This window comes from Roseibaca sp. Y0-43 (assembly GCF_020667835.1).
GTDB lineage: Bacteria > Pseudomonadota > Alphaproteobacteria > Rhodobacterales > Rhodobacteraceae > Roseinatronobacter.
Genome location: NZ_JAFMPR010000009.1, coordinates 22,067 through 35,019 on the forward strand (window position 1 = coordinate 22,067; position 12,953 = coordinate 35,019).

General features: G+C 60.5%; 9 protein-coding genes and 1 tRNA gene. 7 read left to right on the top strand and 3 right to left on the bottom strand.

Annotated elements, in window-relative coordinates; genetic code table 11:
• The first annotated feature begins 71 nt into the window (after positions 1 to 71).
• From J1C52_RS11725 to J1C52_RS11755, 7 genes are all read left to right on the top strand, one after another.
• The gene (locus J1C52_RS11725) at positions 72 to 1,172 is read left to right on the top strand and encodes an ABC transporter substrate-binding protein (protein WP_227428137.1); all 1,101 of its coding nucleotides are present in this window, start codon (positions 72 to 74) and stop codon (positions 1,170 to 1,172) included.
• Positions 1,173 to 1,259: 87 nt separating this feature from the next.
• Positions 1,260 to 2,567: an ABC transporter permease gene (locus tag J1C52_RS11730; protein ID WP_227428138.1), complete on the top strand. Its 1,308-nt coding sequence runs from the start codon at positions 1,260 to 1,262 to the stop codon at positions 2,565 to 2,567.
• Positions 2,568 to 2,577: 10 nt separating this feature from the next.
• Positions 2,578 to 3,429: an ABC transporter permease gene (locus tag J1C52_RS11735; protein WP_227428139.1), complete on the top strand. Its 852-nt coding sequence runs from the start codon at positions 2,578 to 2,580 to the stop codon at positions 3,427 to 3,429.
• Positions 3,430 to 3,746: 317 nt separating this feature from the next.
• Positions 3,747 to 6,884 (top strand): type ISP restriction/modification enzyme, encoded by a 3,138-nt coding sequence (locus J1C52_RS11740; RefSeq protein WP_227428140.1) that lies wholly within the window; start codon positions 3,747 to 3,749, stop codon positions 6,882 to 6,884.
• Between the two features lie 111 nt (positions 6,885 to 6,995).
• On the top strand, positions 6,996 to 7,364 hold the full coding sequence (locus J1C52_RS11745; RefSeq protein WP_227428141.1) for a hypothetical protein: 369 nt from the start codon (positions 6,996 to 6,998) through the stop codon (positions 7,362 to 7,364).
• A gap of 154 nt (positions 7,365 to 7,518) precedes the next feature.
• Positions 7,519 to 8,157: a recombinase family protein gene (locus J1C52_RS11750; RefSeq protein WP_227428142.1), complete on the top strand. Its 639-nt coding sequence runs from the start codon at positions 7,519 to 7,521 to the stop codon at positions 8,155 to 8,157.
• Positions 8,158 to 8,364: 207 nt separating this feature from the next.
• Complete coding sequence (locus tag J1C52_RS11755) at positions 8,365 to 9,174, top strand: ParB N-terminal domain-containing protein (protein ID WP_227428143.1); 810 nt, start codon at positions 8,365 to 8,367, stop codon at positions 9,172 to 9,174.
• A gap of 129 nt (positions 9,175 to 9,303) precedes the next feature.
• Here J1C52_RS11755 and J1C52_RS11760 read toward each other — a convergent pair whose 3' ends face one another.
• From J1C52_RS11760 to J1C52_RS11770, 3 genes are all read right to left on the bottom strand, one after another.
• A complete protein-coding gene (locus J1C52_RS11760; protein WP_227428144.1) occupies positions 9,304 to 10,911 on the bottom strand; it encodes a site-specific integrase in 1,608 nt (535 codons plus the stop codon).
• Between the two features lie 98 nt (positions 10,912 to 11,009).
• Positions 11,010 to 11,096 (bottom strand) — tRNA-Leu (locus tag J1C52_RS11765).
• Positions 11,097 to 11,248: 152 nt separating this feature from the next.
• Entirely contained in the window at positions 11,249 to 12,892 is a 1,644-nt protein-coding gene (locus J1C52_RS11770; RefSeq protein ID WP_227428145.1) for a peptidoglycan-binding domain-containing protein, read from the bottom strand.
• Positions 12,893 to 12,953: the final 61 nt, after the last annotated feature.

A 12,953-nucleotide genomic window follows, 5' to 3' on the forward strand; every position in this document is an offset into this window, starting at 1 on the left:
ACCAGAGGGATGGGGATGCAAAAATGCGTATCGGCACGGACCGATCACGTTCACAACCTAGGAGGTTACGAATGACGAAGAAATTGAAACTGATCGCGCTAAGCTCGGCCGCCAGCATGATCGCGCTGAGCGCCGCGGCCCAAGACCCGGTCTCGCTGACCGTTGTGTCCTGGGGCGGTGCCTATACCGAAAGCCAGCAGCGCGCCTATCACGAGCCCTATATGGCCGCGAACCCGCATGTCACCATCATCAACGATGACGGTTCCGCCAACGCACTGGCCGGTCTGCGTGCCCAAAGCCAGGCAGGCAACGTGACCTGGGATCTGGTCGACATGCTGCCGTCGGATGCGCAGCTCGCCTGTGACGAAGGTATCATCCTGGAAATCGACCATGACGCGATGCTGGCCCCTGCCCCCGATGGCACGCCTGCCAGCGAAGATTTCCTGCCCGGCTCGCTGGGTGACTGCTTCATCCCGCAGATCGTGTATTCGACCATTCTGGCCGTGCGCCCCGGCGCGTTCGAAGGCGAGCAGCCCGACTCGATCGCCGACCTGTTCGACCTAGAGAACTTCCCCGGCAAGCGCGCGCTGCAAGACCGTCCCGGCACCAACCTGGAATGGGCGCTCTATGCCGATGGCGTCGCCCCCGAGGACATCTATGACGTGCTGGCCACGCCCGAAGGTGTGGACCGTGCGTTTGCCAAGCTCGACACGATCAAGGACGAGATCATCTTCTGGACCGAAGGCGCGCAAGCACCGCAGCTTCTGGCAGATGGCGAAGTTGCCTTCGCAACCGGCTATAACGGCCGTATGTTCAACGCGATCGAGGTCGAAGGCATGGATGCCGCCATCGTCTGGGACGGCCAGATCGTGGAATGGGATGGCTGGGTCGTGCCCGCAGGTGGCCCGAATGTCGATGCCGTAATGGACTATCTGCGTTTCGCCACCGACACGCAGCGTCTGGCGGATCAGGCGAAGTTCATCAGCTACGGCCCGGCACGCGCCTCGTCGGCAGCACTGGTTGGCCAGCACGCCGATCTGGGCATCGACATGGCACCGCATATGCCGACCGCGCCCGCGAACTACTACTCGCCGATCGTTCTGGATAACGATTTCTGGGCCGACTATGGCGACGAACTGCGCGAGCGTTTCGCGAACTGGATGCTTCAGTAACCAGAGGCAACCACCAAGGGCGCGCGGGTTTCGCGCGCCCTTTTTCGGCCCTTCGGCCGATCACGGATTTCCATGAAGGATGACGCCATGGCACCGTCTGACGCTTCGGACACCCCCACAGCAATCGGAAACGAGACCGACAGCAAGGGCCGCTTGCTGACCTCGGACGGTCGCCCGCTGCGCGCCGCGCTGCAACGCGCCAACCGCCGGCGCAAGCTGACGGCGCTGGGGCTTGTCGCGCCGCTGCTGGCCTTCATCCTGATTTTCTTCGCCTACCCCATCGTCCAGATGATGTGGCGGTCTGTCGACAACCCCGCCGTGGTCGAAGCCCTTCCCCGCACGCTCGCCGCGCTCGAGGAGTGGGACGGCAATGACCTGCCCGGCGAAGAGGTCTACCGCGCCCTTTACGAGGATATGCTGGCCGACGAGGAACTGCCCCGCGCCGAGCAGAAAATGGGCCCCCTGGCCGTGCGCCTGAACTACGAGATTTCGGCAGCACGCAGCGCGATCGTGCGCACCGCGCGCAACGTGGACGAGATGGAAGCGCCCTACAAGGAAGCCTTCCTTGACGCGCACCGGCTTTGGAACGACCCCACCATCTGGCGCATCATCGAACGCGAAGGGCGGCCCCTGACCGCGTCCTATTACGTTGCAGCCGTTGACCGCGAGTATAATGCCGAGGGCGAGATCGTTCAGGCCCCCGAGAACCGCCAGATCTATGTCGCGCTCTTCGGGCGCACCTTCATGATGAGCGTGGTCATCACCTTCATGACCTTCGCGCTGGGCTTTCCCATTGCCTATTACCTGTCCACCCTGCCGATGAGCAAAGCCAACCTGCTGATGATCGCGGTGCTATTGCCCTTCTGGACATCGCTTCTGGTGCGGACATCGGCGTGGATCGTGCTGTTGCAGGGGCAAGGGGTGATTAACGACATGCTCGTGGCGCTTGGCGTCATCGACGATGAGAACCGCCTGACGATGATCTACAACCAGACCGGCACCATCATTGCCATGACGCATATCCTGCTGCCTTTCATGGTGCTGCCGCTCTATTCCGTGATGAAGACCATCCCCCCCAGCTACACGCGCGCCGCCAAAAGCCTTGGGGCCACGCCCTGGACCGCGTTCCGCCGGGTCTATTTCCCGCAGACCCTGCCGGGGATTGCCGCGGGCGGTGTGCTCGTCTTCATCATCTCGATCGGCTATTACATCACGCCCGCGCTGGTTGGCGGTCAGGATGGGCGCATGATCTCGAACGAGATCGCGCGGCATATCCAATCCTCGCTGAACTGGGGTCTGGCCGCAGCGCTCGGCACGATGCTTCTGGTCAGCGTGCTGATCCTCTACTGGCTCTTCAACAAGCTTGTCGGAACCGACAGCCTGAAATTCGGATAAGGGGGCGCGCATGTCACTTCCCGCCTATTACACCACCAAGGACAAGGTCTGGCATTACGCCTTCCGCGTGATCTGCTTCGCGATCTTCTTCTTCCTGCTGGCGCCGATCCTCATCATGATCCCGCTCAGCTTCAACGCGCAGCCCTATTTCACCTTCACCCGTGAAATGCTGACGCTGAACCCCGAAGGCTACAGCCTTCGTTGGTATCAGGATTTCCTGGGCGATGACGGCTGGATGCGGTCAATCCGCAATTCCTTCCTGATCGGCATTGCGGCGACGATCCTGTCCACCACGCTGGGCACGCTGGCAGCCCTTGGCCTCTCGCGCGCAGAGATGCCGGCGAAGGGGCTTATCATGGGTATCTTGATCTCGCCCATGATCGTGCCGCTTATCATCTCGGCGGCGGGGATGTTCTTCTTCTTCTCGCAGATCAATATCGCGCAAACCTTTCTGGGGGTGGTGATCGCCCACGCAGCCCTTGGCACGCCCTTCGTGGTCATCACGGTCACGGCCACGCTGGTGGGCTTTGACCAGTCGCTGACCCGCGCGGCGGCCAATCTGGGCGCGTCGCCCACGACCAATTTCTTCAAGATCACCATGCCGCTGATCTTGCCCGGCGTGATCTCTGGCGCACTTTTCGCTTTCATCACCTCTTTCGACGAGATCGTCGTGGTGCTGTTCGTGGCCGGCGTCGAGCAACGCACGATCCCGCGCGAAATGTGGTCAGGTATCCGCGAGGACATCAGCCCCACCATCCTCGCGGTGGCGACGATCCTTGTGCTCATCTCGATCGCGCTGCTGACGGTCGTGGAACTGCTGCGCCGCCGGGGCGAGCGGTTGCGCGGACTGTCGCCGCAATAGCCCATGGCAGAACGATAACAAAAGGCGCGTCCCCGGACGCGCCTTTTTGCTTGGGCACCGAACAACGGCAACACCCGGCCCGAACGGGCCGAAACCTATGGAATTAAGGGAAAAATGGTGCGGTCGAGAAGAGACCGCTTTTCCAAGGCCTAGTCATTGTTTTTCAACGACTTTTTGTCACCCGAATTTTCAGCTTTGTAGCAGGTCTTTGTAGCGCAGGTCAAGCCAAAGCGCGCCCCGAACCCGCGCGTAGCAATTCAGCTTGCGATTGCGCGGCCCTCTCTGTTCAATAGCCGCAAATCCGACAGGGGCATTCCGTGACATTGATTTCCGACTTCATCGCCCGCGTTCAGGACGTCCAGAAAACCGGCATTGCCCGCGAACATGCCTACCGGCCTGCGCTGCATGACCTGCTGAAAGCTCTGGGCGATGATCTGGAACCCGTGAACGACCCCGCCCGCTCTGAAGTGGGTGCGCCCGATTTCATCATCCTGCGCGACAACATCGCCATTGGCCACCTAGAGGCCAAGGATATCGACATCGACATCCGCGCGATGAAGGACGCGAACAAGCGCCAGAAGGACCGCTATGTGAAGGGTCTGGCCAACCTGATCTACACCAACTGTCTGGATTGGGATTTCTACCGCAATGGCGAGCTGGTCGCCTCGGTGAAGATCGCGGATTACCTGATGGGCATCCAACCCATCCCCGACAACTACACCCAGCTTGAAAACCTGTTGCGCGACTTCATCGCCCAGCGCCCGCAGACCATCACCAGCCCGCGCGACTTGGCAGAGCGGATGGCGGGCAAGGCAATCCTGATAAAGGACGTGCTGTTCAACGCGCTGCGAACCGATGCCGACATGCAAAGCGAACTGACGGGCCAATACCTTGCCTTCAAGGAACACCTTATCCACGACATCGCGCCAGAGGATTTTGCCGACATCTACGCCGAAACCATCGCTTACGGCATGTTCGCGGCGCGCCTGCATGACGACACGCTCGACACGTTCAGCCGCCGAGAGGCGCTGGACCTTCTGCCCAAATCCAACCCCTTCCTGCGCAGCCTGTTCAGCTATGTCGCGGGCGTGGACCTAGACGACCGCATCGCGTGGATACTCGACGACCTTGCCGCCGTGTTCCAAGCCGCGAATGTCAAAAAGATCATGGCCAATTTCGGCAAGCTGACGGGCCAGCAAGACCCGTTCCTGCACTTCTATGAAACCTTCCTTGCCGCCTATAACCCGGCCAAGCGCAAGGCGCGCGGGGTCTGGTATACGCCCGAACCCGTGGTCAACTTCATCGTGCGCGCGGTGGATGAGGTGCTGCAAACCGAATTCGGCCTGCCCGACGGGCTGGCGGACACGTCCAAGGTCACGCTGGATTGGGACACGGGCCAGACCGACAACAAGGGCCGCGCCGTCACCATCAAGAAAGAGGTGCATCGCGTCCAAATCCTTGACCCGGCCACCGGCACGGGCACCTTTCTGGCAGAGGTCATCAAGCAGATCGCGCCGAAAATCCAGGGCGTGGCCCCCGGCATGTGGTCGGGCTATATCGAGAATGACCTTATCCCCCGCCTGCACGGGTTCGAGCTGCTGATGGCGTCCTATGCGATGTGCCACATGAAGCTGGACATGATCTTGACAGAGATGGGCTATAAACCCACCAGCACCCCCCCGCGCCTGTCGGTCTACCTGACGAACTCGCTGGAGGAAGGGGAACCCGCCACCCAGAACCTGCTGTTCAGCCAATGGCTGTCACGAGAGGCGAAGGGCGCGAACACCATCAAGCGCGACATGCCGATCATGTGCGTCATCGGGAACCCGCCTTACTTGGGCGAGGGTGGCGTGTCCGAGGGGTGGCTTGGCACGCTGATGGATGACTACAAGAAGGAACCGGGCGGCAAGGAGAAGCTGCGCGAACGCAACCCGAAATGGCTGAACGACCTATATGTGAAGTTCATCCGCCTCTCGTCGCACCTGATCGAAAAGAACGGCGAAGGGGTCTTGGGCTTCATCACCAACCACGGCTATCTGGACAACCCGACCTTTCGCGGGATGCGCTGGCACCTGCTGCACAGCTTCGACAAGATCTGGGTTCTGGACCTGCACGGCAATGCCAAGAAGAAAGAGGTCACGCCCGACGGCAAGCCCGACAAGAACGTCTTCGACATTCAACAGGGCGTGTCGATCATTATCGGGGTGAAGAAGAAAGGCGCGCGCAAAGGTCTGGCGCAGGTCATGCAGGGCGACCTGTGGGGCGCGCGACAGGCGAAATACGAGGCGCTGGAAGCGGCCAGCCTGACCGCGCCGGTGTTCGAGAAGCTGGAAAGCCCCGCGCCGCAATATCCGTTGGTGCGGCGGGATTTTGCGACGCAGGAAGCGTATGACGCGGGGTTTCAGATCAATGCTTTTATGCCGGTGAACTCGGTCGGAATCGTGACCGCGCGGGACGCGCTGACAATCGACATATCCAAAGACGAGCTTTGGAGGCGGGTGCAGGTCTTTGCCAGCCTTGAGCCGGAAATGGCACGCGAACGCTTCAAACTGGGAAAAGATGTCAGAGACTGGCAGGTCGCTTGGGCACAAGAGGACGCAAATGAGAACCTAACGCAGGACCGGCTTGAGAGAATCGCCTACCGACCACTCGACAATCGCTGGTCATTCTATACCGGGAACTCACGGGGGTTCATGTGCTACCCGAGATATGACGTAATGCGACATATGCTTGAAAAGAACTTTGCGCTTGCAACCGCGAGAAGCAACAAGAACCCAAGCCTCGATCATTTCTTCTGTGTCGACGCGATCATGGAAACGAAATGCGCAGAACGTAGCACTCAGTCCTGCCTTTTCCCCCTCTACCTCTACCCCGACGCGCAAGACCTCGACCAATCCCGCCGGGTCAATTTTGACCCGAAGCTCTATGCCAAGCTGCGCAAGCTGGCCACGCACCCCGACCACGGCACCCCCGATGAGGTGCAGGTCTTCGACTATATCTATGGCGTGCTGCATTGCCCCGCCTACCGCGACACCTATGCCGAGTTCCTGAAAATCGACTTCCCGCGCATCCCGTGGCCCAAGACGCCTGATGAATTCTGGGACGTGTCCGCCAAGGGCCACACCCTGCGCCAGCTTCACCTGATGGACCCCGCCACCATCGGCCCCACGCCCTACCCGTTCATGGGGGACGGCGACAATGTGGTCGAGAAACCGCGCTATGAGGACGGTCGCGTCTGGATAAACCCCACCCAGTATTTCGACGCAGCACCAGAGGTGTCTTGGGGCTTCTACATCGGCGGCTACCAGCCCGCCCAGAAATGGCTGAAAGACCGCAAGGGCCGCGCGCTCAGCTTCGACGACGTGAAGCACTACCAGCGCATCCTGAAGATACTGGCCGAAACCGACCGCGTGATGCAGACGATAGAGATGGATTTGGGGGATGACCCGGCCTGACGCTCGCCCCCGCCCGCGATTGATTTTGCACCCCGCATCCGAGCGGCCAAGATCGACTACACGGCCCAGCGCCTACCCCCCTGCACCCCCTAGCATAGCCCAGAGGATACCATGCCGACCCGCTTTCGTATGACCGCCCTGACCCTTGCCGCCAGCCTGATGGCCAGCACCGGGCAAGCCTATGTCTCTGGCGGGCATGAATACGGGCTGACCTGCAACCCGGACGGCTATGTGCTGACCTCGCGCTACCCCGTCGCGCGCACCAAGGGCTTTGGTGCAGCCACCCAAGTGGTGTCGGGTATCGAGAAGCTCTACCTTGGGAAAAGCTGCGATGCCTTCCACCCCATCTTTGGCGGCGGGCGTTGGTGCTGGGCGAATGGCGGTTTCGTTGCAGAGTTCGCAGAGTTCCGCTTTGGCTTCGCTCGGCAAGAGCTGCACTGCGAGGCAGAGCCGGGTTTGGGTCTGGAGTGCCTCTGCTAAGGTTCTGGAATCGGGCAGTTTTGGTGCGGTGTCCGTTAGCCTATACCCCAGCGGTCATGTTGAGGTGAGTCCGAAAGGGTGTCCGTAAGGGTTGACTCGGGCTTTCGGTCAGTCTACTCATCGGTCACTACCCTTTCGAACACTACGGACTGCCATGACCACGATCTTCTATGCCCGCGTCTCGACCACTGACCAGACCCTCGACCACCAAGTCACCCAAGCCCGGAAAGCGGGTTTCGAGATTGACGAGGTGATCGCAGACCACGGGGTCTCTGGGGTTGCCACGAAGCTCTCGGAACGCCGTGAGGGCCGCAGGCTGTTCGACAAGCTGCGCCGGGGGGATACCTTGGTTGTCCGTTGGGTGGACCGCTTGGGCCGCAACTATCAAGACGTGACCGACACCATCCGGCACTTCGTGCGGCAGGGGGTGACGATCAAGACGGTCATCAACGGCATGACCTTCGACGGGGCCACCACAGACCCCACGCAGCAGGCCGTCAGGGACGCGCTCATCGCCTTCATGGCGGCAACGGCACAGGCGCAGGCAGAGGCCACGAAAGAGGCCCAGAAAGCGGGCATAGAGGCCGCACGCGAGGGGAAACCGCAGGCCTACCGGGGGCGCAAGCCTAGCTATAGCCGGGAACAATTCGAGATGGTGCAGAACATGCTTGCGGGGGGCACGGCGGGAACCTCTGAGATCGCGAGGGCTACCGACTTGAGCCGCCAGACGGTGCTGCGCATTCGCAACGACATGGCAGAGGCAGAAGCCGCGTTGGCCCGGTGGGGGCTGTGAGGGAGCCTCAGGGTGCCCAGCGCCCGTTCCTGTCGCGGGGTATCTGTCTTGCCGAGGTGAATGTCCGCGTGGGCAATTAACCCACACTTACGCCCTCACAAAACCGTTTCGGGCACACGCAAATCGACCGACGGCCCCTGCCTGATGGCGGGGGTCTTTTGCATTCCGGCCTTCTCAAGTGGCCGCGTGTTCACTCAAGGAAACCCCATGACAGCCAAAGCGAAAACCCCACGAACCCCAACCTACCGCCGCGCCAATGTGAACCTGCGCGAGATCAATTTCGACCCAGAGTTCTCCATCCGTGACATCCAAGAGCACCATGTCAGGACGTTGGTGGCTGCGCTGCGCACCAAAGGAAAGCTCGACCCGATCTTGCTTCTGGATGACAAAAGGAACCCTGAGCAGCCCAAGCTGACCTTGATCGACGGGCACCACCGGGTCGCGGCATACAAGACGCAGCAGCGGTCACAAAAACACCCCAAGCCAGTGAATGCCCTCATCGTGTCATGTGATGAGATCACGGCGCACCGTCTGGCCGCCCAGCGCAACAGCAAAGACAAGCTACCTCTGACCACCACAGAGAAGCTGAATCTGGCTTGGAAGCTGGTTTGGCTTTCAGAGGCCGCGCTCTCGAAGGCCGAGATTGTGAACGACACGGGGGTCAGTCGCACGACCGTCCACAACATGCGCAAGCGCCGCAGGCAGATGCTAGAGGCTGGAAAGGAACCGACAGGGGAATGGTGGAAAGACTCGAAAGACAACAGCCTAGGGACACAGGAGGAGACTGATTTGGACAAGAAGCTCGAGAAGTATGTCGACGCGCTGAAAGGTCCGGCTGAGGCGATGCGAAGGGAACCTGCCGAGGTGAAATGGGGCGTCCTTGAATATGTCTTCGGAACCTATGAAGCACGGCAAATTGCTTGGCACGGCATCTACACGGCACAAGACGATTTCGAGCTGGACGCACCCCAACTAGAACATGTGATAACCGAACTAGACGAAAACTGCGACTTCTAGCAGAGACACATGGTCACCTCTATTGTGGTCATATGACCACCTTGTGCGGCCCTGAGGGATACCCTTGGGGCCGTCACGAACACGGCCAGACGCCCACTGAACCCCAAGAAAACGCGGCGTTTGGCACTGTTAGACGTCATATCGGGGGAATCGGCTGATTGCCTCTGCGATGTCCTCTAGCGAAGGCGTCTCATAGATTGCCCCAACACTACCCGAACTATGCCCGCAAATCCCGTCCCTCAGTCGCTGTTCGATTCCTGCCCGTGCAGCTCTGCGTTTGAACGTATGCCGCCAAGCATGGTTTGGCCGAATTCGCGGGTCTTCGACTCCCTGCTTCCGAACCCAGTCTGCAAGCTTGGTCCGCGCAATCACATGCGGGGGCCGAGGTGGGTTCAGCGGGTCTATCGGGGTATCGCTAGCAGGCTTGCAGAAGAGATAGCCGTCATTGCTATCAGCGACAAAATCAATGAGGCCTTGCTCCAAAAGGTGCTCATGCAGCACAACTTCACGAAACTTGTCACCCTTTACCGCTCCAGCTTCGGGTGTGATGGTGATGAACCAAAACCCTGAGCGGTGACGCTGGAAATCTTGCTTTCTTAGCTGAGTGATTTCCCCAACGCGCGCACCCGTGTAGGCACAAATCCAAGGCACCCAGCGATACGCGGCCCGGAGTTGTTCCCCAATGCGCGGTGACATGGGGGCAAGGCTTGCGTTCAAGATCAGCTTGATTTCTGCGTCGTTAAATTCGTCTTGCCGCGTCTTCGGCGGTTTTGCTGGGCCAGCTACCTTGACGCCTTCGAATGGATTTTTAGGGATTTTCTTCTGCTCGACAACCCATCCGAACACCCGGCGCGCAGCACTCAACCAGATTTCGTTCACTGTGCGAGTGCCCCGCCCCTCTGTAATCAGGCTGTTTTTCCAGTTGATGGCGTCCTCTGCGGTGAAAAGCGCAACGTCCTTACCTTCATGGGCAACATCAAGAGCTTGGAAAACACCTCGCCAGCGGTTGACAGTCGACGCCGCAGGTTTCCTTTCTGCCACCCAAGCTTCGAATGCTTGCCACGCGGTCCAGCCTGCAAGCTTCTCCTTTCGGACGACGCGCGCCAGATCAGACACGTCAGGGAATCTTCGAAGCCTAGTGTCTTCCCCGAAATCGCCCAAAGCGCGACGCCTGCGAACCCCAAGTGCTGCAACGAAGTCATTCTCGAGTGCATCAATAAGTTCACATCGCTGACCTTCTGACAGCCCTACCCCTTCAGAGATCAGAAATGCATCAATGTCGGAATGCGCCGCAACGAAAGCTCTGACACGCGCGGCATGTTGTGGTGTCCGTTCTTCGCTTTCGTCAAAGTCCTCTGGATTACCAAGGGTTGAACAGCCGCTTTCGACAACCTGTTCGTAGGCGTCGTAGATATGTTCGATCTCTTCGGCAGTTTCAGGCGGGTCTGTGCGCTCCTGCGTGAACTCTGCATACCAGCGCCCGATAAGAGCGTGCATTTGCCGCTGAGTGAGCGTTTGCACCGAACTCGCATTGCGAATTCTGTCTATGCGATCTTCGATTTCGGCAAGCCAGTCGAGGAACTCTCGCTTGGCACGGCCTGACGGCAACCCCGAATCTCTGCGAAAGCGTTCTTCTTGAGATTTCCCATACGCTGCCCGATAGGCATCCCGAATGTCCTTTGGGATACCCTTTCGGGCAAACCAGTCGCCGTTCCTATCGCGCTTGAGAGACGTCATGCAGATAGCCATTTTGTAGTGCCCTTTGTAGCGAAGGGGCAACCACAAGTCGTTGAAAACACCTAACTATTTGGCATCACAACATAAAAGGCAAGGGATGGTGCGGTCGAGAAGACTCGAACTTCCACGGGAGTTACCCCACAGCGACCTCAACGCTGCGCGTCTACCAATTCCGCCACGACCGCACGTGGGTGGTATGGCCGCCTGATAATCATTTCGCTGCGCGTTGAAAAGGGGAAAAAGCCGCTTGCCGGATGCCCGCCCCAGAAAAACGGCCAAAAAAAAGCGCGCCCGTCGCGGGGCGCGCCTGGTCGGGGCCGATGCGGTGGCGCCGGGGTTATTGCAGGCTGAAAACCGGCAATGTCGCCGTGGCTTTTTGGGTCTCTGCCTCTGCTGGAGTGCTGAACAGAACCGCGCGCAGCAACTCGTCCCGTTCGGGCTGCATGGGCGCGAAGACGGCGGTTTTCGCCGGGTCCAGACCGTGTTCATACCACGCCAGCGACAGGTCATCGCGCTGCGAGGCGCCAAAACCCTCGGCCAGATGGTGGCCCATCAGCTCGCCATAAGCGCGCTCGCCCATGGCCACCAGCAACAGGCCGGAACCGATGGCCAGAACCATGTCATCCTGCATGTAGCCCACGGCCAGGCAGATGCGGGCCGTCGCGCCAAGCTGTTCGGGGTTCATGCCGGTTTGCAGCACAAACCCGCCCACATCGCGCATCACCTCGTCACGCGGCTTGACCGAAAGCGCGCTGACATGCGGCTGCAAGCTGGGGGCAAAGCCTGCGCATTGGGCCGCGATCTGGTCGGGCGTCACACCTTGCACCTTGGCGATCAACGCCTCGCCATCGGCCATGGCATAGGTGCGGGCCAGACAGAACTGTTCGGCAATTACGACGGCGCGGTCGGCCATCGTGTCGAGCGTGGCAAAGCCACCATTGGCGTTTGTCAGCAGGTTGACCTTGTTGCAATGCGATGCAAGCGAGCGCGCCCCCTGCCCGCCCCCGAAGAAATTGGGAATGGCCGGGGCGGCGGGCGCGGCAGCCATTTCGGCATTCGGGTTGCGCGCGGCGGGTTGCGCCGAGGGAACGGACAGCGCCACCTCCGTGGTGGGCGTGGCAGGGGCTGCGGGCACGGCCGGTTGCGCCACGCTGACCGGGGCGCTGGTATCGGTCATGGTGCAGGTGCCGCGCGTGCAAGAGAACATCGCAGGCGTGACGTTGAACGCCTGGAAGTCGTTGCGCACATAGCCGTCGGGCGTGGACATGAAGGTCTGCACCGTGCAGGCCTGCGCCGAACACCAGAAGGCAGAACCAGTCACGGATGTATCAAGGATATAATCGGTGCGCCCATCGCCATTCATATCGGCCAGCTGAATGAAGCCCGCGCGCTGCACAAGCTGTTCGGCATTCGGATCGGACGAGGCCGCGATTTCATCGACCGCTGTCGCCACCAAGGCGGGCAACCCGTAATTGCCCGCGCTGCGCGCCGGGCTGCGGCCCGACATCTCGTCGCGCACCACAAGGATCAGCCCGCGCATTCCCTGCGGGTGCGATGACACGGTCTGCGCCACCTGCGGCCCGCCCACGATCGCGCGCTGATGCGCCGTGACAAGGATGTTGCGTTCGAAATCGGTCAGCACGCCCGTGCCCGAGAACCCGGCAAAGACCTGGTACTGGCTGATCCCCTCGCGCGAGCGGCGGCCCAGAACCCCGTCGGCACCGCCCACGTTCCAGCCGAAATGGTTCAGCGCGGTCTGCACCGAACGGTTCTGTTCGCGCTGCGCAGAGCTGACGGCGGGGGCAGAACGCACCACGCGCTGGGTTTGCGGCGCGGAGCGGCGCTGCCCATTGGCAATGGCACCGCCGATAATGCCGCCGATGATCCCGCCAACCAGCCCGTCCTGCGCACGCGCCTGCTCTATCGGAAAGGCGGCCACGCTCAGCGACAGGACCGCGACCAGACTGAATTTTCCAAACATATCAATTCTCCCCAAGAAACATCGGTCGATGCTACCCGAAGTTGAGGATTCGAGATAACAA